18 protein-coding genes are annotated in these 21548 nt (G+C 67.5%); 17 read left to right on the forward strand and 1 reads right to left on the reverse strand.

The window, feature by feature from the left end; all coding sequences use genetic code 11:
* Positions 1-67 precede the first annotated feature (67 nt).
* The 16 genes from ARC23_RS13665 (at position 68) to ARC23_RS13740 (ending at position 20169) form a co-directional block, all read left to right on the forward strand.
* On the forward strand, positions 68-1606 hold the full coding sequence (locus ARC23_RS13665; RefSeq protein WP_057497697.1) for a sensor domain-containing diguanylate cyclase: 1539 nt from the start codon (positions 68-70) through the stop codon (positions 1604-1606).
* A 121-nt stretch (positions 1607-1727) separates the two neighbouring features.
* Entirely contained in the window at positions 1728-2456 is a 729-nt protein-coding gene (gene pyrH / locus ARC23_RS13670; protein ID WP_057497698.1) for a UMP kinase, read from the forward strand.
* A 96-nt stretch (positions 2457-2552) separates the two neighbouring features.
* Positions 2553-3107 (forward strand): ribosome recycling factor, encoded by a 555-nt coding sequence (gene frr / locus ARC23_RS13675; RefSeq protein WP_057497699.1) that lies wholly within the window; start codon positions 2553-2555, stop codon positions 3105-3107.
* A 5-nt stretch (positions 3108-3112) separates the two neighbouring features.
* The gene (uppS, locus tag ARC23_RS13680; RefSeq protein WP_057497700.1) at positions 3113-3880 is read left to right on the forward strand and encodes a polyprenyl diphosphate synthase; all 768 of its coding nucleotides are present in this window, start codon (positions 3113-3115) and stop codon (positions 3878-3880) included.
* Entirely contained in the window at positions 3877-4713 is an 837-nt protein-coding gene (locus ARC23_RS13685) for a phosphatidate cytidylyltransferase (protein ID WP_057497701.1), read from the forward strand. The genes uppS and ARC23_RS13685 overlap by 4 nt, the downstream gene beginning before the upstream one ends.
* 2 nt (positions 4714-4715) lie before the next feature.
* Entirely contained in the window at positions 4716-5906 is a 1191-nt protein-coding gene (locus tag ARC23_RS13690; protein ID WP_057497702.1) for a 1-deoxy-D-xylulose-5-phosphate reductoisomerase, read from the forward strand.
* 55 nt (positions 5907-5961) lie between these two features.
* Positions 5962-7320 carry an RIP metalloprotease RseP gene (rseP, locus tag ARC23_RS13695; protein WP_057497703.1) on the forward strand — a complete coding sequence of 453 codons (1359 nt, stop codon included), beginning with the start codon at positions 5962-5964 and terminating at the stop codon, positions 7318-7320.
* A gap of 74 nt (positions 7321-7394) precedes the next feature.
* Positions 7395-9758, forward strand: coding sequence for an outer membrane protein assembly factor BamA (gene bamA / locus ARC23_RS13700; RefSeq protein ID WP_057497704.1), 2364 nt, complete (start codon positions 7395-7397; stop codon positions 9756-9758).
* Between the two features lie 380 nt (positions 9759-10138).
* Positions 10139-11161, forward strand: a complete 1023-nt coding sequence (gene lpxD / locus ARC23_RS13705) for a UDP-3-O-(3-hydroxymyristoyl)glucosamine N-acyltransferase (RefSeq protein ID WP_057497705.1) — start codon at positions 10139-10141, stop codon at positions 11159-11161.
* A complete protein-coding gene (gene fabZ, locus ARC23_RS13710; protein ID WP_057497706.1) occupies positions 11158-11616 on the forward strand; it encodes a 3-hydroxyacyl-ACP dehydratase FabZ in 459 nt (152 codons plus the stop codon). The genes lpxD and fabZ overlap by 4 nt, the downstream gene beginning before the upstream one ends.
* Positions 11617-11632: 16 nt before the next feature.
* Positions 11633-12424 carry an acyl-ACP--UDP-N-acetylglucosamine O-acyltransferase gene (gene lpxA / locus ARC23_RS13715; protein WP_057497707.1) on the forward strand — a complete coding sequence of 264 codons (792 nt, stop codon included), beginning with the start codon at positions 11633-11635 and terminating at the stop codon, positions 12422-12424.
* 53 nt (positions 12425-12477) lie between these two features.
* Positions 12478-13680 (forward strand): lipid-A-disaccharide synthase, encoded by a 1203-nt coding sequence (lpxB, locus tag ARC23_RS13720; RefSeq protein WP_238985246.1) that lies wholly within the window; start codon positions 12478-12480, stop codon positions 13678-13680.
* The gene (locus ARC23_RS13725) at positions 13677-14336 is read left to right on the forward strand and encodes a ribonuclease HII (RefSeq protein WP_057497709.1); all 660 of its coding nucleotides are present in this window, start codon (positions 13677-13679) and stop codon (positions 14334-14336) included. Before lpxB ends, ARC23_RS13725 begins: the two co-directional genes overlap by 4 nt.
* Positions 14337-14573: 237 nt before the next feature.
* Positions 14574-18161: a DNA polymerase III subunit alpha gene (gene dnaE, locus ARC23_RS13730; RefSeq protein ID WP_057497710.1), complete on the forward strand. Its 3588-nt coding sequence runs from the start codon at positions 14574-14576 to the stop codon at positions 18159-18161.
* A 65-nt stretch (positions 18162-18226) separates the two neighbouring features.
* Positions 18227-19096, forward strand: coding sequence for a hypothetical protein (locus ARC23_RS13735; protein ID WP_057497711.1), 870 nt, complete (start codon positions 18227-18229; stop codon positions 19094-19096).
* A gap of 113 nt (positions 19097-19209) precedes the next feature.
* Entirely contained in the window at positions 19210-20169 is a 960-nt protein-coding gene (locus ARC23_RS13740; RefSeq protein WP_057497712.1) for an acetyl-CoA carboxylase carboxyltransferase subunit alpha, read from the forward strand.
* A gap of 120 nt (positions 20170-20289) precedes the next feature.
* Here ARC23_RS13740 and ARC23_RS13745 read toward each other — a convergent pair whose 3' ends face one another.
* Positions 20290-20745, reverse strand: a complete 456-nt coding sequence (locus tag ARC23_RS13745) for a CopD family protein (RefSeq protein WP_057497713.1) — start codon at positions 20743-20745, stop codon at positions 20290-20292.
* 148 nt (positions 20746-20893) lie between these two features.
* Between ARC23_RS13745 and ARC23_RS13750 the strand changes: the two genes are divergently transcribed.
* Positions 20894-21484 (forward strand): class I SAM-dependent DNA methyltransferase, encoded by a 591-nt coding sequence (locus ARC23_RS13750; protein ID WP_057497714.1) that lies wholly within the window; start codon positions 20894-20896, stop codon positions 21482-21484.
* The last annotated feature ends 64 nt before the right edge of the window (positions 21485-21548 follow it).

Here is a 21548-nt window from a genome sequence, read left to right on the forward strand (position 1 = left end):
GAACGAAAATCGCGGACTGTGATGCATTCCTAGGTATTCTTGTCCTAATGGAATTGAACGACCCGACATGCCTCCCGAGCTGACAGCTGCCCTGGCGCTCTGCCGCAACCTGCCTTCGCCGCCCGGTATTGCCCTGCGCATCATCGAACTGGCGCAGGACCCGGAAGCGGACATCGCCACCGCCGCCGACATCATCGCCATCGATATGGCGCTGAGCGCTCGCATGCTGCGCATCGCCAATTCACCGCTGTACGCCAGCCGCCGCCGGATCGAGAACCTCGGCCAGGCGCTGACCATGCTCGGCCTGAATGCCACGATCAGCCTCGCCCTCGGCTTCACCGTCACCCAGGGCCTGACCGGTGGCAGCGGTGCCGACCACGACCTGCGCCAGCGCGCGTGGAAGCGCAGCATCCTCAGTGCACTGGCTGCCAGCCAGCTGGGCCAGGCGCGCGGGCTGCGCCGGCTGGAGGAGCTGATGCTGGCCGGACTGCTGCAGGACCTGGGCGTGCTGTGCCTGGCCCAGGCCGAATCGGAGCGCTATCTGCCGCTGCTGCGCGATGCGCGCGACAACATCGACCTGGTCTCGCGTGAACGCGACGCGCTGGGCTGCAGCCACGCCGACGTCGGCGCCTGGGTCGCCGAGCAGTGGGGCCTGCCGCGCTACCTGGTGGAGAGCATCAGCCACAGCGAAGACCAGGACGCCGCGGCATCGGCGTTCCAGGCCTGCGTCCAGCTGTCCGGCGCCGTGGCCGACATCTGGCTCGATGACGACGCCGATGCCGCGCGCGAGCGTGCCCTGCAGCAGGTGCATGATCGCCTGGAGCTGGACAGCGCGCGTTTTGACCAGGTGCTGGTGCGCATCAGCGAAGCCCTGCCGGACATCGCCAGCCTGTTCGAGGCCGGCCTGAGCTCGCCGATGCGGGTGCGCGAGCTGATCGACCACGCCCAGGAACTGGCCACCCTGCGCAACCTGCGTGAACTGCAGGATGCCGAACAGGCGCGCCGCCGCGCCGACGAATTCGAGGCCCGCGCCAAGCGCCTGGCCGACCAGGCCCATCGCGATGCCCTGACCGGCGTACTCAACCGCCGCCAGCTCGAGGCCGTGCTCGAACAGGAATTCCTGCGCGCCGGGCGCCAGGGCTGGCCGCTGTCGGTGGCCTTCATCGACCTGGACGACTTCAAGAAGATCAATGACGCCCACGGCCACCTGACCGGCGACGAAGTGCTGCGCGCCTTCGCCGGCAAGCTGCAGGGCCAGCTGCGCAACAGCGACACCGTCGCCCGCTTCGGCGGCGAGGAGTTCGTCGCGCTGCTGCCCAACACCAGCGAAACCGTGGCACTGGACGTGATCCGCCGGGTCCTGGCCAACATCGTCGCCACGCCGATGGCCGAGCTGGAAGGCGGCCCACTGTTCGTCACCTTCTCGGCCGGCGTGGCCACCCAGGGCGGTTACGAGCGCTTCGCCGATGTGCAGGACCTGCTGCGCGCCGCCGACGACGTGCTGTACCGCTCCAAGAACCTGGGCCGCAACCGGGTGATCGCGCGCTCCCCCGGCGCGCTGGGCCACGACGAGCTGTCGGCGACGGCCGGCGCCGAGCTGGGCTGAACAGGAAGCCCCGCGCCATCGGGGCGAATCGCCGGATTTTGCGCCGCAGTGCACAAAACACTATGGCCCGACGCCGCATGCGCGTAGAATCGCCCGCGATTTCCACGCACCCGAGGTCCCCATGTCCAAGCTCGCCTATCGCCGCATCCTTCTGAAACTGTCCGGGGAGGCGCTGATGGGAGATGAGGACTACGGCATCGACCCGAAGATCATCAACCGCCTGGCCCGCGAGGTCATCGAAGCCCAGCAGGCCGGTGCCGAAGTGGCGCTGGTGATCGGCGGCGGCAACATCTTCCGCGGCGCCGGCCTGGCCGCCGGCGGCATGGACCGGGTCACCGGCGACCAGATGGGCATGCTGGCCACGGTCATCAACGCCCTGGCCATGCAGGACGCGCTGGAGAAGCTCGGCGCCAAGGCCCGCGTGATGAGCGCGATCAAGATCAACGACGTGTGCGAGGACTACATCCGCCGCCGCGCCATCCGCCACCTCGAAAAGGGCCGCCTGGTGATCTTCGCCGCCGGCGTCGGCAGCCCGTTCTTCACCACCGATTCCGGCGCCGCCCTGCGTGCGATCGAGATCGGTGCCGACCTGCTGCTGAAGGCCACCAAGGTCGATGGCGTATACGACAAGGACCCGAACAAGCACAGCGATGCGGTCCGCTTCGACACCCTCAGCTACGACGAAGTGATCCGCCGCGGCCTGGAAGTGATGGATACCGCCGCCTTCGCGCTGGCGCGCGACAGCGATCTGCCGATGCGTGTGTTCGACATGGGCCAGCCGGGCGAACTGCTGAAGATCCTCAGCGGCGAGAACATCGGCACCCTGGTCCAGGGCCGCGATCCGGCCTGAGCCTGAGCGGGCGGCGACAGCCGGGTCGATCCAGGCCCGGCAGCGTCCCGTATTCGCCTATAATCGCCCGATTCCAGATACATCCAGGACCGGGCGATGCTCAACGACATCAAGAACAACGCGCAGACGCGCATGGCCAAGAGCATCGACGCTCTGAAGCACACCCTTACCTCCATCCGGACCGGGCGTGCCACGCCGGCCCTGCTGGACCGTGTGACGGTCAATGCCTACGGCAATGCCAGCACCCCGCTGAACCAGGTTGCCTCGATCTCCAACGCCGACGCCCACTCGCTGCTGGTCACCCCGTTCGACAAGGGCATGATCAAGGAGATCGAGAAGGGGCTCTACAACGCCGAGTTCACCCCGAACACCCTGGGGACGGCGATCCGCATCAACATGCCGCCGCCGACCGAAGAGCGCCGCAAGGAGCTGGTCAAGCAGGTGCAGAAGGAAGGCGAAGGCGCCAAGATCGCGATCCGCAACATCCGTCAGGACGCGAACAAGGAAATCGCCAAGCTGGTCAAGGACAAGGCGATCAGCGAAGACGAGAAGAAGCGCGGCGAAGACGACATCCAGAAGTTGACCGACGCCAACATCAAGGACGTCGACAAGGTCGTTGCCGACAAGGAAAAAGAACTGTTGTCGGTCTGAAGTCGATGCCTTCAGTCCCGCCCCCGTTGCCGGCTGCCCTGCCCCGCCACGTTGCCATCATCATGGATGGCAACGGCCGCTGGGCGCAGCAGCGGCGCCGCCCGCGCGTGATCGGCCACCGTGCCGGCGCGCGTGCCGTCAACCGCACCATCGAGCGCTGCCTTGAGCTGGGTATCCCGGCGCTGACCCTGTTCGCGTTTTCCAGCGAGAACTGGGGCAGGCCGCAGGACGAAGTGGATGCGTTGATGAAGCTGTTCCTCGGCGCGCTCGACCGCGAAGTGGACGAGCTGCATCGGCGCGGCGTGCGCGTGCGCTTCATCGGCGAACGCGAACGCTTCGGTGCAGGGCTGGTCAGCCGCATGCAGCTGGCCGAGCAGCGCACCGCCGACAACACCGCGCTTACCCTGTCGATCGCCGCCAGCTACGGCGGCCGCCAGGATATCGCGCGTGCCGCGCGCGCCCTTGCCGCTGAAGTCGCGGCCGGCCGCCTGCTGCCCGAGCAGATCGACGAGTCGCTGCTGGGCCGCCAGGTCGCTCTGGCCGACCTGCCGCCGCCGGACCTGTTCATCCGCACCGGCGGCGACACCCGCATCAGCAACTTCCTGCTGTGGCAACTGGCCTATACCGAGCTGTGGTTCACCGAGGCGCTGTGGCCCGATTTCGATGCCGACCAGCTGCAGCAGGCGCTTGATGCCTATGCCGGCCGCGAGCGTCGATTCGGCCTGACCAGCGCCCAGATCGCCGCCCTGGCCACCGAGACCTCCAGCCCATGACCAAGACCCGAGTCCTCGCCGCGCTGATCATGGCGCCGCTGGCCATCGCTGCGATCCTGCTGCTGCCGACGCAGTGGCTGGCCGCCGCCGCCGCCGCCGTGCTGCTGATCGGCCTGTGGGAATGGCTGAAGCTGTCCGGCATCGAAGACACCCTGGCGCGCACCGTGCTGCTGGTGCTGAACCTGCTGCTGATGGTGCTGCTGGTCTGGGCCGACGGCAGCACCCTGGTGCTGTTCCAGATCACCACGCTGGCCGGCGTGGCCTGGTGGCTGGCGGCGCTGGTCTGGCTGCGCTTCTTCAACTTCGGCGCACAGCCGACGGCCCCTGCGCGGATCGTGAAGATGCTGGCCGGTACCCTGGCCATCGTCCCGGCCTGGGCGGCGCTGGTGCTGATCCATGCCGGCGGCGATCCGCCGGGCCAGCAGGGCCACCTGTGGCTGCTGGCCGCGCTGGCCCTGGTCTGGGCGGCCGATTCGGGCGCCTATTTTGTCGGCAGACAATTCGGCAAGCACAAGCTGGCCCCGCGCATCAGCCCCAACAAGACCTGGGAAGGCCTGTTCGGTGGGCTGATCGCCGGCGTCGCCGTCGCCCTGGGCCTGGGCTGGTTGGCCGGCATCGATGCCGCCCACCTGCCGGGGCTGCTGATCACCTCGGTGGTGGCGGTGTTCGCCTCGGTGCTGGGCGATCTGTTCGAAAGCCTGATCAAGCGCCATGCCGGCGCCAAGGACTCAGGCCACCTGATTCCGGGCCACGGTGGCGTTCTGGACCGGGTCGATGGCGTGCTGGCGGCCGTGCCCGTGTTCGCGCTGGGCAAGGAAATCTTCGGATTCTGACCATGAATGCTGCTGCAGACCTGCGCCGGGTCGCCGTATTTGGCGCCACCGGCTCGATCGGCGCCTCCACGCTGGACGTGATCGCCCGCCACCCGCAGCGCTACCAGGCCACCGTGCTGGCGGCGGGCCGCCAGGTGCAGGCGCTGCTGGCCCTGTGCCGGCAGCACGCGCCGGCCCATGCGGTGATTGCCGACGAATCGCTGTATGCGACGCTGCGCGACGGCCTGCGCGAGGCCGGCCTGGCCACCGAGGCCCATGCCGGCCACGCTGCACTGGACCAGCTGGCGGCAAGCGACGCCTGTGACACCGTCGTGGCCGCCATCGTCGGCGCTGCCGGCCTGTCCTCGACCCTGGCCGCCGCTGCTGCGGGCAAGCGCATCCTGCTGGCCAACAAGGAATCGCTGGTGCTGGCCGGCGAACTGCTGACCCGCACCGCCGAGCGCGCCGGCGCCGAGATCATCCCGATCGACAGCGAGCACAGCGCGATCTTCCAGTGCCTGCGCTCGCGCGATGCCAGTGCCGACGGCGCCGGTGTGCGTCGCATCCTGCTCACCGCCTCCGGTGGCCCATTCCGTGGCCGCACCCGGGCCGAACTGGCCCAGGTCACCCCGGCGCAGGCCGTTGCCCACCCGAAATGGTCGATGGGCCCGAAGATCTCGGTCGATTCGGCGACGTTGATGAACAAGGGTCTGGAAGTGATCGAGGCCCATCACCTGTTCGCGGTGCCCGGCGAACGCATCGAGGTACTGGTGCATCCGCAGAGCCTGGTGCATTCGCTGGTCGAGTTCGTCGACGGCTCGACCCTGGCCCAGATGGGCCTGCCGGACATGCGCACCACCCTGGCCGTCGGCCTGGGCTGGCCGCACCGCATCGAATCTGGCGTGGCCGGGCTGGACCTGCTGGCGCAGGGCCGGCTCGATTTCGAAGCCCCCGACACTGGCGCGTTCCCCTGCCTGGCGCTGGCCTGGCAGGCGATGCAGGCCGGCGGTACTGCCCCGGCAGTGCTGAACGCTGCCAACGAAGAGGCGGTTTCAGCGTTTCTTCAGGGCCGGATCGGTTTCCTGACCATCCCGGACCTGGTTGCTAACGCTCTTTCAACACTGCCGACCGAACCAGCCGATACACTGGAGGTCCTGTTGTCCGCCGACCAGCGGGCACGCCAGCTGACCCTGAACGCCATCGCCGCCGCCTGAACGACCGCCTCGCCCAGCATGACGACGCCGCCCCTGCCCGCCACTGTGAGCCTGCATGACTGATTTCATCGGATCGGTCTGGTGGATGATCGTCAGCCTCGGGCTGCTGGTCACCTTCCACGAATTCGGGCATTACTGGGTCGGCCGCCTGTGCGGCGTCAAGGTGCTGCGCTTCTCGGTCGGCTTCGGCCGGCCGCTGTGGTCGCGCCGCGACCGCCATGGCACCGAGTTCGCCATCGCCGCCATCCCGCTCGGCGGCTATGTGAAATTCCTCGACGAGCGCGAGGTCGAGGTCCACCCGCACGAACGCGGCCAGGCCTTCAACCACAAGACCGTGTGGCAGCGCATCGCCATCGTCGCCGCCGGCCCCCTCGCCAACCTGCTGCTGTGCATCCTGCTGCTGTGGGCGATGTTCGTGATCGGCAAGCAGGACTATTCCCCCACCATCGGCCGCACCAGCGGCATTGCCGCCACGGCCGGCCTGTCCGGCGGCGATCGCGTGCTGCGCGTGGACGACCGCCAGGTGGTCACCCTGGGCGAGGCCAGCATGGCGCTGACCGCTGCGGCGATGGACCGCCGCGATGTGAAACTGGAAGTGCTCGATCCCGCCGACCAGGTGCGCGTGCGCACGCTGCCGCTGTCGCAGCTGCCGGCAGGCTTCGATGAACGGCGGGTGCCGATCCTGGCCGGCCTGTACTGGCAATCGTGGCTGCAGCCGGCCCGGGTCGATTCGCTCACGCCCGATTCGGTGGTGACCGGGCTGCTGCAGCCCGGTGACCTGATCGTGGCGATCGACGGCCAGCGCATCGACAGCGTCGACCAGGTGATCGGCGAGATCCAGGCCCTCGGCCGCGCCGGCGGCCCGGGCATGATCGAAGTCCTGCGTGGCGGCGAGCGGCTGGCGCTGGAGGTCACCCCGCGCCAGGGCAAGGACGGCAAGGGCAACCCGGTCTGGCAGATCGGCGTCGGCTTCCCTACCTCCTACAGCCCGGCCTACGACACCCTGCTGCGCTATGGCCCGCTGGACGCGGTCACCGTGGCCGTGCGCGAAACCGGCCGCCTGGCCGCCGACTCGCTCGGCATGATGGGCCGCATCATCACCGGCAAGGCCTCGCTGCAGAACGTTTCCGGGCCGGTCACCATCGCCCGGGTGGCCAATGTGTCGGCCAAGCGCGGCCTCGACTGGTTCCTGCAGTTCCTGGCCCTGCTGTCGCTCAGCCTGTGCATCATCAACCTGCTGCCGATCCCGATCTTGGACGGCGGCCACCTGCTGTATTACCTTATCGAGTTGGTCAAGGGCAGCCCGCTGAGCGAGCGTGCCATCGCCGCCGGCCAGTACATCGGCCTGGCGTTGCTGGCCGGGCTGATGGGGTTGGCGTTCTACAACGACATCCTCGGCCTGGTCCCGCGATGAACTTTTCCACGTTGTTGCCGTCTACAGCGTCGGCATCCCGCACCAATGAAATCGACCTTCCTACCGGACGTGACATGACGCGACTCCCCAATCGCCGCCTGCTGGCCCTCGCCCTCGCCGCCGTCACCGGCGCCCCCGCCCTGGCCCAGGCAGCCGAGCCCTTCACTGTCAGCGACATCCGCGTCGATGGCCTGCAGCGCATCAGCTCGGGCACGGTGTTCACCTACCTGCCGGTGGAACGTGGCGAGACGGTCACCGACAGCAAGGTCGGCGAGACCATCCGCGCCCTGTACAAGACCGGCTTCTTCGAAGACGTGCAGCTGGACCGCCAGGGCACCATCCTGGTGGTGACCGTCAAGGAACGCCCGGCGATCAACAAGCTGACCGTGACCGGCAACAAGGACATCAAGTCCGACCAGCTGCTCAAGGGCCTGTCCGACATCGGCCTGACCGAAGGCGGCACGTTCGATCGCCTGAGCCTGGACCGCGTGACCCAGGAACTGCGCCGCCAGTACAACGACCGCGGCAAGTACAACGTCGAGATCACCCCGACGGTGAGCCCGCTGGACCGCAACCGCGTGGACATCGCCATCGCCATCAAGGAAGGCAAGGCGGCCAAGATCCGCCATGTCAACCTGGTCGGCACCGAGAAGTACGAGAGCAAGGACATCCTGGAGACCTGGGAATCGAAGGAGCACAACTGGGCCTCGTGGTACCGCCGCGATGACCAGTACTCCAAGGAAAAGCTGTCCGGCGACCTGGAAAAGCTCAACTCCTGGTACCTGGATCGCGGCTATGTCGACTTCAGCATCGATTCGACCCAGGTCTCGATCAGCCCCGACAAGCGCGACATGTTCCTGACCGCCGGCGTGACCGAGGGTGCGCAGTACAAGATCTCCGAGATCAAGGTCAGCGGCGACACCATCCTCCCGCAGGAGGATGTCGAGCGCATGGTGATCCAGAAGTCCGGCGACACGTTCTCGCGTGCGCTGCTGGAGTTCAGCTCGGACACCATCACCAATTCGCTGTCCAACATCGGCTACGCGTTCGCCAAGGTGAACCCGATCCCGACCACCAACCGCGCCGAACAGACGGTGGCCATCAACATGCAGGTCGTGCCCGGCCCGCGCGTGTCGGTGCGCCGCATCCTGTTCCGTGGCAACACCCGCACCTCCGACGAAGTGATGCGTCGCGAAATGCGCCAGTTCGAGAACAGCTGGTACTCGCAGGCCGCGATCGACCGTTCCAAGATCCGCCTGCAGCGCCTGGGCTACTTCGAGTCGGTCGAGGTCGAGACCCCGGCGGTCAGCGGCAGCAACGACCAGGTCGACGTCGTCTACAACGTCAAGGAAACCACCTCCGGCAGCTTCGTGTTCGGCCTGGGCTACTCGCAGTCCTACGGCATGACCACCTCGGTGCAGCTGTCGCAGAACAACTTCCTCGGCGGCGGCAACCGCGTGTCGGTTGAAGCCTCGCGCAGCAGTTACCTGCAGCGTTACGGCTTCAGCTACACCAACCCGTACTTCACCGACGACGGCGTCTCGCTGGGCTACAACCTGTCCTGGCGCGAACTGGACTACTCCGACTTCAACACCGCGCAGTACAACAGCACCAATGGTTCGGCGCAGGTGGTGTTCGGCGTGCCGCTGACCGAGACCGATACCGTCTCGCTGATGTTCGGCATCGACAGCAACCAGATCACCACGTACGAAGGCTCGACGCCGCAGTCGATCATCGACTACATCAATGCGGTCGGTAAGCGTACCTTCCATGCCTGGCGCACCGAACTGGGCTGGGCGCGCGACTCGCGCAACGACTACTTCATGCCGACCCGCGGCACCTACCAGCGCGTGGGCCTGGAAACCACGCTGCCGGGCTCGACCATCGAGTACTACAAGCTGAACTACCAGATCAGCAAGTACTGGCCGATCATGCCGTCGCTGGTGATCAACACCCGCGCCGAAATCGGCTACGGCGATGCCTACGGCAAGGACTACACCCGTACGCTGACCAATCCGGATGGCACCACCCGCACCGTCACCGCCAGCGGCCTGCCGTTCTTCGAGAACTTCTACGCCGGTGGCACCAACTCGGTGCGCGGCTTCGAGGACAACACCCTCGGCCCGCGCGAAGTCACCCGTGGCTACCCCGAGGGCCAGCCGCTGGGTGGTTCGCTGAAGACCGTCGGTTCGGTGGAAGCCTACTTCCCGCGCCTGTTCGACAGCCCGTCGGCGCGCGTGTCGGCCTTCGTCGACTTCGGCAACGTGTATACCGGCGTGGACAACTTCAAGGCCAACGAGCTGCGCGTGTCCACCGGTGTGGCCCTGCTGTGGCGCGCCCCGGTCGGCCCGATCTCGATCAGCTACGCCTTCCCGTTGAAGAAGGAAGACGATGACAAGATCGAGCGGCTGCAATTCACGTTCGGCGGCCAGTTCTAAGAACTGACCACCGAAGGTGCGCCGCGGCTTGCTGCGCAAGCAGCGGGTCCCGACCTACCTCCTATCCCCCGCGCCATTGGCGCGCCCCCCTTAACAGAAGGGGGGCTCTCCACCAGACGGGGCGCGAAGCGCCGGGCATTGCCCGGCGTTTTCGTTTTACTTGCTCACCACCGTTACTTCCCGCGCTCGCGTGAAATCATCTGGTGATGGCGCAGGGGGCTGACCAGGACCGTTGGCGCCATGGATGGCGCCATCGAGCCCCCAGGGATGGGTCTACGGCGTGTCCTGGGCAGCCCCCTGCGCCATCACCCCGGGACATCAGGCAGGCGCCGCTTTTGACCCCGCATGACCGCAATGGCGTCACACGTTAAACTCCCGCCGTGAATACTCCCACCTACACCGCCCAGCAACTCGCCGAGCAGTTCGGCCTGCAGGTCCATGGCGACCCCGCCACCGCCATCCATGGCGTGGCCACCCTCGCCCATGCCGGTCCTGGCCAGCTGACCTTCCTCGCCAATCCACGCTACCGCGCCCAGCTGGCCGGCAGCCAGGCCTCGCTGGTGGTCCTGCGTGCCGACGACGCCGAGGCCGCCCCCGGCGCCGCGCTCGTGGCCAAGGACCCCTACACCACCTTTGCCAAGATCGCCGCGCTGTTCGACATCGCGCCGACGCGGCCGCCGGGCATCCACCCCAGCGCCGTCATCGATCCCAGCGCCCAGGTCGCCGCCAGCGCCCACATCGGCCCGTTCGTCTCCATCGGCGCACGCAGCGTCGTGGGCGACAACTGCATCATCGGCGCCGGCAGCGTGATCGGCGAAGACTGCCGCCTGGACACGGGGTGTGAACTGATCGCGCGGGTCACCCTGGTCACCCGGGTCACGCTGGGCAAGCGCGTGCGCGTGCATCCCGGTGCCGTGCTCGGCGCCGACGGTTTCGGCCTGGCGATGGACGCTGGCAAGTGGATCAAGGTGCCGCAGCTCGGCGGCGTCCGCATCGGCGACGACTGCGAGATCGGTGCCAATACCTGCGTCGACCGTGGCGCGCTGGAAGACACCGTGCTGGACGAGGATGTGCGCCTGGACAACCTGGTGCAGATCGCCCACAACGTGCAGATCGGCGCGCACTCGGCCATCGCTGGCTGCACCGGCATCGCCGGCAGCGCCAGGATCGGCCGCTACTGCCTGCTCGGCGGCCACGTCGGCGTGGTCGGCCATCTTGAGATCTGCGACAAGGTCGTGATCACTGGCAAGTCAGTGGTGCGCAATTCCATCCATGAGCCGGGCGAGTACTCGTCCGGCACCCCGTTGACCGACAACCGCACGTGGCGCAAGAACGCCGCGCGCTTCAAGCAGCTGGACGCATTGGCTCGCCGCGTCCTGGCTGCTGGCAAGGAGAAAGAATGAACGACACGCTGCAGCTTCCGATCGACGTCAGCCAGATCCAGGAACTGCTTCCGCACCGCTACCCGTTCCTGCTGGTGGACCGGGTGCTCGAGCTCGACATCGAGGCCAAGCGCATCCTCGCGCAGAAGAACGTCAGCATCAACGAGCCGTTCTTCCAGGGCCACTTCCCGGGCCGCCCGATCATGCCCGGCGTGCTGATCATCGAGGCGCTGGCGCAGGCCGGTGGCGTGATGACCCAGCTCACGCTTGGCCGCGACTCGCAGTCCAAGCTGTTCTACATGGTCAAGGTGGAAAACGCCCGCTTCAACAAGCAGGTCGTGCCCGGCGATGTGCTGATGCTGGATGTGCAGATGAAGCGCCTGATCCGCAACATGGGCTGGTACTACGGCGAAGCCAAGGTCAACGGCGAAGTGGTCGCCTCGGCCGAGGTCATGTGCGCGGGCGCCAAGGGCTGATCCACGGGAGGCAGCAATGACTGACAACGCACCACGGATCCATCCCACCGCCGTCATCGATCCGGCCGCACGGCTGGCCGACGACGTCCAGGTGGGTGCCTTCACGCTGATCGGCGCCGATGTTGAAATCGGTGCCGGCACGGTGGTCGGCCCCCATTGCAGCATCCACGGTCCGACCCGGATCGGCCGCGACAACCGCTTCGTCGGCCACGCGGCCATCGGTGGCGAGCCGCAGGACAAGAAGTTCGGCGGCGAGCGTACCGAACTGGTGATCGGCGACCGCAACGTGTTCCGCGAGTTCGTCACCCTCAACCGTGGCACCGGCGGCGGCGGTGGCATCACCACCATCGGCAACGACAACTGGATGCTGGCCTACACGCACGTGGCGCACGACTGCCATGTGGGCAACTTCTGCGTGTTCTCCAACAACACCACGCTGGCCGGCCACGTGACCGTGGGCGACTACGTGATCATCAGTGGCTTTGCCGGCGCCCACCAGTTCTGCCGCATCGGCGCGCACGCCTTCCTCGGCATGGGCGCGCTGACCAATGGCGACGTGCCACCGTTCACCATGGTCGGCACCGACTCGCTCGGCCGCCCGCGTGGGATCAACAGCGAGGGCCTGAAGCGCCGTGGCTTCGATGCCGAGCGCATCTCGGCCATCAAGCGCGCTTACCGCACGCTGTATGTGGCCGGACTGCCGCTGGCCGAGGCCAAGGTGCAGCTGACCGAACAGGCGCGTGACAGCGATGACGTGAAGGCCATGCTGGACTTCATCGAGCACGCCGAGAGGCCCTTGCTGCGATGAGCAGCACGCCCGGCCAGGCGCCGGCCGGCGCCGCCGTGATCCCGCTGGCCTCGATGGCCGGCAGTGTCCCCGCGCAGCGGGTGCTCAGCGAGCGCCCGTTGCGGATCGCGCTGGTGGCCGGTGAAGCCTCCGGCGATCTGCTCGGTGCGGGCCTGGTACGCGAGCTGAAGGCCCGCTTCCCGAATGCCGAATTCGCCGGCATCGGCGGCGATGCCATGCGCAGCGCCGGCTGCCAGACCTGGCACGATGCGAGCGAGCTGGCCGTGATGGGCCTGACCGAGGTACTGCGCCATCTGCCGCGCCTGCTGAAGCTGCGCTCGGCCTTCCGCCAGCGTGCGTTGGAATGGCAGCCCGACGTGTTCATCGGCATCGATGCGCCCGACTTCAACCTGGGCATCGAGCGTTGGTTGAAGCAGCGTGGCGTACGCACCGTGCATTACGTCAGTCCATCGGTGTGGGCCTGGCGCGAAAAGCGCGCCGAGAAGATCGGCAGCAGCGCCGACCTGGTGCTGTGCCTGTTCCCGATGGAACCGCCGATCTATGCCAGGCACGGCATCGACGCGCGCTTCGTCGGTCATCCGATGGCCGACGACATTCCCCTGCAGGGCGACCGCGAAGCCGCACGTGCCACGCTTGGCCTGCCGGCCTCGGCCAAGGTGCTGGCGGTGTTGCCGGGCAGCCGCCTGGGCGAGATCTCGCGCCTGGGCGAGCCCTTCTTCGAAGCCGCCTGGCAGGTCTCCGAGCGCATTCCCGGGCTGCATGTGGTGGTGCCCGCTGCCAACGCGGCCTGCCGACGGCTGATCGAAGAACAGCTGTCGCGCTCGGCGCTGCCGGTGGCCTATTCGCATGTGCTCGACGGCCAGGCGCGCGATGCGATGATCGCCGCCGACGTGGTGGTGCTGGCGTCCGGTACCGCCACCCTGGAGGCCATGCTGGTGAAGCGCCCGATGGTGGTCGGCTACCGCGTCAACGAACTGACCTACCGCCTGGTCAAGGCACTGGGCCTGATCAAGGTCGACCGCTTCGCCCTGCCCAACATCCTGGCCGGCCAGGACCTGGCCCCGGAACTGATGCAGCATGACTGCACGCCGGACAAGCTGGCTGCGGCCATCCAGCAGTGGTTCGACCACCCGCAGCGGGTGAGCGACCTGCAGGACACCTACGCGCGCCTGCACGAACGCCTGCGCCGCAACGCCTCGGCACGTGCCGCCGACGCCGTGGGCGAGCTGCTGGTGCGCAACCAGGCCCAGGCATGAGCCGCCGCCACGCCGCTGCGGCCAGCCTGGCCCTGTTCGATGCCGCCGCGGTGGTCGAGCCGGAGCGCCTGGTCGCCGGCGTCGACGAGGCCGGCCGTGGCCCGCTGGCTGGGCCGGTGGCGGTGGCGGCGGTGGTGTTCGATCCGTCCCGGCCGCGGATCAACGGCCTGGATGACTCCAAGCAGCTGACCGCGGCCCGCCGCGAGCAGTTGCATGACCGCATCATCGAGCGCGCCCTGGCCTGGCGCGTGGTGCTGGTGGACGTGGACACCATCGACCGCCTGAACATCTACCAGGCTACCCTGCAGGGCATGCGCGACGTCGTTGCAGCGGTCGCCCATGTGGCCGGCTTCGCCCGCATCGATGGCAACGTGGTGCCCAAGGGCCTGGCGCTGCCGGCGCAGGCGCTGGTCGGCGGCGACGGCATCGACCGCGCGATCATGGCCGCCTCGATCCTGGCCAAGGTCTCGCGCGACCGTTACATGCTGGACGTGCACAGCCGCCACCCGCAGTACGGCTTCGAGCAGCACAAGGGCTACGGAACCCCGGCCCACCTGGCCGCCCTGCGTGAACATGGTCCCTGCGCGGAGCATCGGCGCAGCTTCGCCCCGGTGCGTGAGTGCCTGGACCTGACGCAGGCGGCGGCCATCGCCTGAGCCTGCTGGAGTTGTAGAGCCGAGCCCATGCTCGGCTGCTGTGGACAGCCGAGCATGGGCTCGGCTCTACAGAAGGCGGCCTCCCGCACGCCTGAATCCGGCGCCACGCCGTGCCCCTGTCAAGCCTTGTGGCAACCCCCTGCCCTCGCTACCCTGACCGGGCATTCCAGCGCTTCCCGACCCCGGCGACGAACCTCCGTCAGCACCCGGGGCCCGCGCGCTCCAACCTGGTCCGGCATGTCCAACTCCCGCTTCGTACATCTCCACGTCCACACCGAGTTCTCGCTGGCGGACTCGACCATCCGTGTGCCGGCCAAACCCGATCAGGCCGACCCGAAGAAGGCCAAGCAGGCCAACCTGCTGTCACGCTCGGTGGAACTCGGCCTGCCCGCGCTGGCGGTGACCGATCTCAACAACCTGTTCGCCCTGGTCAAGTTCTACAAGGCGGCCGAAGGCGTGGGCATCAAGCCGATCGCCGGCGCCGATGTGCTGATCGCCGAGGAAGGCCAGGACCCGTGGCGGATGACCCTGCTGTGCCGCGATCGCGAGGGTTACCTGAGCCTGTCGCGGCTGCTGACCCGCGCCTGGATGGAAGGCCATCGCCCCGAAGGCGGCGTGGCCATCCATCCGGACTGGCTGAAGGCCGGCAACGCCAACCTGTTCGCGCTGGCCGGGCGGCAGAGCCTGGCCGGGCGCCTGGCGCTGGACGGCAAGCATGAGCTGGCCGAGCAGCAGCTGGCCGACTGGCAGCGCGTGTTCGGCGATGGCCTGCACCTGGAGCTGACCCGCACCGGCCGCGAGGGCGAGGAAACCTTCAACCAGTTCGCGCTGATGGCCGCTGGCCAGCGCGGCCTGCCGGTGGTGGCCAGCAATGACGTGCGCTTCCTGTCGCCGTCGGATTTCAGCGCGCACGAAGCGCGCGTGTGCATCTCCACTGGCCGCGTGCTGGACGACCCCAAGCGCCCGCGCGAATACAGCGACCAGCAGTACCTGAAGTCGGCCGAGGAAATGTGCGCGCTGTTCGCCGACATTCCCGATGCGATCGACAATACGCTGGCACTGGCCGAGCGCTGCAACATCGAGATGCGGCTGGGCACCTACTTCCTGCCCAACTACCCGGTACCCGACGACGAGACCCTGGACACCTGGATCCAGAAGATGTCGCGCGACGGCCTGGAAGAGCGCCTGGAGAAGAATCCGCTGGCGCCGGGCAAGACCCGCGAAGAGTACTTCGAGCGCCTGGAATTCGAGCTCAACACCATCATCAAGATGGGTTTCCCGGGCTACTTCCTGATCGTGGCCGACTTCATCCAGTGGGGCAAGAACCAGGGCATCCCGATCGGCCCCGGCCGTGGTTCCGGTGCCGGTTCGCTGGTGGCGTGGGCACTGAAGATCACCGATCTGGACCCGCTGCCGTACAACCTGCTGTTCGAGCGCTTCCTGAACCCGGAACGCGTGTCGATGCCCGACTTCGACATCGACTTCTGCATGGACCGCCGCGACGAGGTGATCGACTACGTCGCGCGCAAGTACGGGCGCGAGCGCGTCAGCCAGATCATCACCTACGGCACCATGGCCGCCAAGGCGGTGGTGCGCGACTCCGGCCGCGTGCTCGGCTTCCCGTATGGCCTGGTCGACGGTGTTTCCAAGTTGATTCCCAACATCCTGGGCATCCACCTGAAGGATGCGCTGGGCAAGGGCAAGGAAGGCCCCGGCTCGGAAATGGCGTCGCCGGAACTGATCCAGCGCTATGAGACCGAGGACGATGTCCGCGACCTGATCGACCTGGCGCTGCAGCTGGAAGACCTGACCCGCAACGCCGGCAAGCATGCCGGCGGCGTGGTGATCGGGCCCGAGCCGCTGAGCGAGTTCTGCCCGCTGTACGCCGAACACGACGAGAACGGCCTGGGCAAGAACCCGGTCACCCAGTTCGACAAGAACGACGTGGAAGAAGTGGGCCTGGTGAAGTTCGACTTCCTCGGCCTGCGCACGCTGACCATCATCGACTGGGCAGTGAAGGCGATCAACAAGCGCCACGAACGCGCGGGCATCCCGCCGGTCGACATCGCCGCGATCCCGCTCGACGATGCGCCCACCTACAAGGACATCTTCGCCAACGGCAACACCGGCGCGGTGTTCCAGTTCGAATCCTCGGGCATGCGCCGCCTGCTGAAGGATGCGCGCCCCGACCGTTTCGAAGACCTGATCGCGCTGGTGTCGCTGTACCGCCCCGGCCCGATGGACCTGATTCCCTCCTTCAACGCGCGCAAGCACGGCCAGGAAGAGATCATCTATCCCGATCCGCGCACCGAAGCCATCCTGAAAGACACCTACGGCATCATGGTGTACCAGGAGCAGGTGATGCAGATGGCGCAGATCGTCGGCGGCTACTCGCTGGGCGGCGCCGACCTGCTGCGCCGCGCGATGGGCAAGAAGGTGCCGGCGGAAATGGCCAAGCACCGCGAGATCTTCCGCGAAGGTGCCGCCAAGGGCGGCGTCGATGGCCCCAAGGCCGACGAAATCTTCGACCTGATGGAGAAGTTCGCCGGCTACGGCTTCAACAAGTCGCACGCTGCAGCCTATGCACTGGTCAGCTATCAGACCGCGTGGCTCAAGCGCCACTACCCGGCCGAGTTCATGGCGGCCACGCTGTCCTCGGACCTGGACAACACCGACAAAGTGGTCGGCTTCCTGGACGAAGTGCGCAACCTCGGCCTGACCGTGCTGCCGCCGAAGGTGAACCAGTCGGCTTTCATGTTCGAAGCGGTGACCCCGGACACCATCCAGTACGGCCTTGGCGCGATCAAGGGCGTCGGCCAGGGCGCCTGCGAGGCGGTGGTCGAGGAGCGGTTGAAGGGCGGCGAGTTCAAGGACCTGCTCGACTTCTGCACCCGCGTCGGTTCAGCCAAGCTCAACCGGCGCACGCTGGAAGCGATGATCAACTGCGGTGCGCTGGACGAGCTCGGCCGCAACCGTGCCTCGCTGATGCTGCAGCTGCCGGAAGTGATCAAGGCCACCGACCAGATGGCGCGCGAACGCGCCTCCGGGCAGAACTCGCTGTTCGGCGGGCCCGACCCGAGCGCCGTGTCGATCCAGCTGGACCTGCCCGAGGCCGAAGAATGGCCGCTGCTGCAGCGCCTGAACGGCGAGCGCGATACGCTGGGCTTCTATCTCAGCGGCCATCCGTTCGACCCGTGGCGCGACGATGTACGCGACCTGGTCGGCAACGATCTGGGCGCGGTGGAGAAGATCTGGAGCGCCAACAGCGGTGGCGGCGGCGGCGAGAAGCGCTGGCGGCCGGAAGTGCAGACCGTGCTGGCCGGCCAGGTGGTCGGCGTGCGCCGCAAGGGCGAAAGCCAGATCTTCATCCAGCTGGAAGATGGTCGCGGCCGCGTCGAATGCAGTGCGTTCTCCGATGCGATGGCCGAGTTCGGCCACTTGATGACCAAGGACCGCATCCTGGTGGTCAAGGGCGGCCTGCGCGAGGACGAATTCAATGGTGGCTACGCACTGCGCATCCGCCAGTGCTGGGACTTCGATGAGGTCTGCGCCAACTACGCCACGCGGCTGTCGCTGCGCCTGGACCTGCGCCAGCAGCGCCCGGTCTGGGAACGCATCAATGCCCTGCTCGACCGCCATCGCCCGGGCCGCACGCCACTGCGCCTGGACCTGCTGCTGAAGGGCCCGCAGGGCGGCGTCGCCGGCATGCTCGATGTATCCGGGCAGAGCGCGGTACGCATCGACTCGAAGCTGATGGAGGCGCTGCGCGCCGACCCGGCCGTGCGCACGCTGAAGGTTCGCTACAGCCCGCCATGGGCCAGCTGACGTTGGCTCCGTGGTTTTGTCGCCCCCCCCTGTTTTCCCGTTTCCTGTATCAAGGACGATTGCCGATGAAGACCCTGCTGTTCCCGTTCGCTGCCGCTCTGGCCCTGGCCGCCTGCTCGCCCTCGAAGGTCGAGTTCCAGATCGACAATCCGACCGACACGCCGCTGGCCCTGAGCATCGATGGCAAGGACCTGCCGGTCGCCGCGCAGGGCTCGCGCCCGGTTTCGCTGGCTGTGGGCGAGCATCGCCTGCACACCGACAAGCTCGGCGACGTGCGCTTCATCGTCTACGTCGATGGCCGCGGCGGCCTGATCAACCCGACCCTGAGCGAGTACGTGATCGCTCGCGAGGTCTATGTCACCGACGAGAGCAAGCTGAAGAACTTCGGCACCGGCAAGGCCGGCATCGAGCTGGGCGGCGTCGACTTCGAGGGCCCGTTCGAGAAGAGCCACGAACTGTTCATCGACAAGGCTTGGACCTACGGCGTGCGCGAACCCTTCCCGAAGGAAAAAGTGGTGGCCCACGTCGACGCCAGCGGCGGCCAGATCGTGGCCAAGGTGTTCACCGCGCCGGACTTCATCGCTTACGTGGAAGAAGGCATGGGCGAGCCCGGCGCGTTCAAGCGCGAGCAGCCGGCCGGCTACGTGGCCCCGGCGTTCAGCCTGGAACCGGCCCCGGCCAGCCTGCCGGCGCTGGTGCCGGCCTTCGAGGCGCATGCCGCGCCGCTGCGTGAGGTCTATGCGCGCTGGCTGAAGGCCACCACCGCCGATGAACAGAAGGCCCTGCGCAAGCAGGACTTCGCCGCGCAGATGGCCTTCACCTCGGCCACCGCCAGCCTGGGCAGCGGGCTGGGCCGTGAGGCCAACGAGGCCTACAACGACTTCGTTTCCCAGCGCAGCCAGTTGATGGGCCGCAGCGCCCTGGTGGTGCCCTGAGCTGACTGGCGCGCCCTGCCCGGCTGCGCTACCGTCGCCTTCCAGACGAAGGCGTACGGGTGGTTTGCACGCATTCGGCTAGAATTCCCCCCTTCTTTACACGACGGCTTCCGATGAATCCGAACTACCTCGACTTCGAGCAACCCATCGCCGACCTGGAAGCCAAGATCCAGGAGCTGCGCAACGCCAGCGCCGGGCCGGCGGTCAATGTCGAGGCGGAAGTGCACGCGCTGCAGGACAAGCTGCGCGTGCGCACCGCACAGATCTTCCGCAACCTGACCTCCTGGCAGGTACTGCAGCTGGCCCGTCACCCGTCGCGCCCGTATACCGCCGACTACATCCGCATCATCTGCGATGAGTTCCAGGAGCTGGCCGGCGACCGCGCCTTCGCCGACGACAAGGCCATCATGGGCGGCCTGGCCCGCATCAACGGCCGCGCGGTGATGGTGATCGGCCACCAGAAGGGCCGTGACACCAAGGAAAAGATCAAGCGCAACTTCGGCATGCCCAAGCCAGAGGGCTACCGCAAGGCCCTGCGCCTGATGAAGATGGCCGAGCGCTTCGGCCTGCCGGTGCTGACCCTGATCGACACCGCCGGCGCATGGCCGGGCATCGACGCCGAATCGCGCGGCCAGTCCGAAGCGATCGCACGCAACCTGATCGAGATGGCCGAACTGAAGGTGCCGATCATCTGCACCGTGATCGGTGAAGGTGGCTCCGGCGGCGCGCTGGCGCTGGGCGTGGGCGACCGCACCGTGATGCTGGAATACGCGGTGTACTCGACCATCACCCCGGAAGGCTGCGCCTCGATCCTGTGGAAGGACGCGGGCAAGGCCAAGGATGCCGCCGAGCAGCTGGGCCTGACCGCGCCGCGCCTGAAGGGCCTGGGCCTGGTCGACAAGGTCGTGCGCGAGCCGACCGGTGGCGCCCACCGCAACCCGACCCAGATGGCCAAGCGCCTGAAGGCGGTGCTGCTGAACGAACTGGACGCGCTGGACAAGCTGTCCACCGAGCAGCTGCTGGAACAGCGCTACACGCGCCTGCGCAGCTACGGCACCTACGAAGCAGCCTGATCGGCCGCGCTGCCTTTCTGTAGAGTCGATCCATGCTCGACTGCTGTTGATCGAAGCAGTCGAGCATGGCTCGACTCTACAAGGGCCCCGCCACGCATGACGTGGAATCTACCGGGCATGTCAGAACGGCTTGGCCAGCACCAGCCACACGATCGGAATAAAGGCCAGCAGCGGAATCTCGTTGATCCAGCGCAGCGCGCGCGACGACGGCAGCGCCCTGCCCTTGGCCACGCCCTTGAGCAGGCGCCCGATCCAGCCGAAATACACCAGCAGCAGCACCACCAGGCCCAGCTTGGCATGCAGCCAGCCAGCGCCGCCCGGCGCGACCATGGTCGGGAAATCCGGGATGACCCTGTAGCCCAGCCACAGCACCAGGCCGAGCAGGAACGCCAGGCCGAACATTGAATGGCCGAACCGGTACAGGCGCAGGCCCATCAGCTGCAGGCGCTCGGTCACGGCGGGCTGGCCGGCGGTTTCGGCCAGGTTGACCAGGATGCGCGGCAGGTAGAACACCGTGGCCATCCACGCCACCACGAACACAATGTGGAAGGTCTTCACCCAGTAGTAGCTCTGCATGCGCTCGCTCCAGCGGCTGGCGTAGATGGGCGGCCATTCTCGCACGCGGCGATCACCGCGCCCCATGTACCGCCGCCGCGACACATCGACGCATGGCGCGCCGCAACACCGTACGATAGGCGCCGTTTCCCGGACCCCGCCCTGCACCATGGACAAGACCTACGACGCCGCCTACTTCCAGCGCTGGTACCGCCGTGCCGACATCGGCGGCAGCGCCCGCCTGGCACGCAAGGTCGCCCTGGCCGTGGCCAGCGCCGAGTACTACCTGGAGCGGCCGATCCGCAGCGTGCTGGACATCGGCTGCGGCGAAGGCGCCTGGCGCGCGCCGTTGCTGAAACTGCGTCCAAAGGTCGAATACCTGGGCTTTGACAGCAGCGAGTACGCTGTGCGCCGCTACGGCCGCACCCGCAACCTGCACATGGCCCGCTTCGGCGACTTCGCCTGGCTGCGGCCCTGCGCCCCGGTCGACCTGCTGGTGTGCTCGGACGTGATGCACTACGTGCCCAGCCGCGAGCTGCGCGCCGGACTGGCCGGCGTGGCCGAGCTGACCGGCGGCGTGGCCTTCCTGGAGACCTTCGCCGCCGAGGACGCGTTCGACGGCGACCACGAGGGCTTCCAGGCCCGGCCCGCCCGCTGGTACCGGCGGGAGCTGGCCCGGCACGGCCTGCAGGCGGCGGGGTCGCACTGCTGGCTCGGCCCCGCCCTGGCAGGCGATGCCGCCGCGCTGGAGCGGATGTGAATCCGGATTCATTATTTTCAGCCGACTTAACCTGCGGGACCCCCGGATGGGATATGCTGCGCGG

This window comes from Stenotrophomonas beteli, assembly GCF_001431665.1.
In the GTDB taxonomy this organism is placed as follows: domain Bacteria; phylum Pseudomonadota; class Gammaproteobacteria; order Xanthomonadales; family Xanthomonadaceae; genus Stenotrophomonas; species Stenotrophomonas beteli.

What these genes read in the sequence shown, in the direction of transcription:
- uppS (WP_057497700.1), top strand. Translation starts at nt 3,113, where the DNA reads ATGCCTTCAGTCCCGCCCCCGTTGCCGGCTGCCCTGCCCCGCCACGTT.
- ARC23_RS13685 (WP_057497701.1), top strand. Translation starts at nt 3,877, where the DNA reads ATGACCAAGACCCGAGTCCTCGCCGCGCTGATCATGGCGCCGCTGGCC.
- lpxA (WP_057497707.1), top strand. Translation starts at nt 11,633, where the DNA reads ATGACTGACAACGCACCACGGATCCATCCCACCGCCGTCATCGATCCG.
- rseP (WP_057497703.1), top strand. Translation starts at nt 5,962, where the DNA reads ATGACTGATTTCATCGGATCGGTCTGGTGGATGATCGTCAGCCTCGGG.
- dnaE (WP_057497710.1), top strand. Translation starts at nt 14,574, where the DNA reads ATGTCCAACTCCCGCTTCGTACATCTCCACGTCCACACCGAGTTCTCG.
- fabZ (WP_057497706.1), top strand. Translation starts at nt 11,158, where the DNA reads ATGAACGACACGCTGCAGCTTCCGATCGACGTCAGCCAGATCCAGGAA.
- ARC23_RS13745 (WP_057497713.1), bottom strand. Translation starts at nt 20,745, where the DNA reads ATGCAGAGCTACTACTGGGTGAAGACCTTCCACATTGTGTTCGTGGTG.
- pyrH (WP_057497698.1), top strand. Translation starts at nt 1,728, where the DNA reads ATGTCCAAGCTCGCCTATCGCCGCATCCTTCTGAAACTGTCCGGGGAG.
- ARC23_RS13735 (WP_057497711.1), top strand. Translation starts at nt 18,227, where the DNA reads ATGAAGACCCTGCTGTTCCCGTTCGCTGCCGCTCTGGCCCTGGCCGCC.
- ARC23_RS13750 (WP_057497714.1), top strand. Translation starts at nt 20,894, where the DNA reads ATGGACAAGACCTACGACGCCGCCTACTTCCAGCGCTGGTACCGCCGT.
- frr (WP_057497699.1), top strand. Translation starts at nt 2,553, where the DNA reads ATGCTCAACGACATCAAGAACAACGCGCAGACGCGCATGGCCAAGAGC.
- ARC23_RS13725 (WP_057497709.1), top strand. Translation starts at nt 13,677, where the DNA reads ATGAGCCGCCGCCACGCCGCTGCGGCCAGCCTGGCCCTGTTCGATGCC.
- lpxB (WP_238985246.1), top strand. Translation starts at nt 12,478, where the DNA reads ATGGCCGGCAGTGTCCCCGCGCAGCGGGTGCTCAGCGAGCGCCCGTTG.
- ARC23_RS13690 (WP_057497702.1), top strand. Translation starts at nt 4,716, where the DNA reads ATGAATGCTGCTGCAGACCTGCGCCGGGTCGCCGTATTTGGCGCCACC.
- ARC23_RS13665 (WP_057497697.1), top strand. Translation starts at nt 68, where the DNA reads ATGCCTCCCGAGCTGACAGCTGCCCTGGCGCTCTGCCGCAACCTGCCT.
- bamA (WP_057497704.1), top strand. Translation starts at nt 7,395, where the DNA reads ATGACGCGACTCCCCAATCGCCGCCTGCTGGCCCTCGCCCTCGCCGCC.
- ARC23_RS13740 (WP_057497712.1), top strand. Translation starts at nt 19,210, where the DNA reads ATGAATCCGAACTACCTCGACTTCGAGCAACCCATCGCCGACCTGGAA.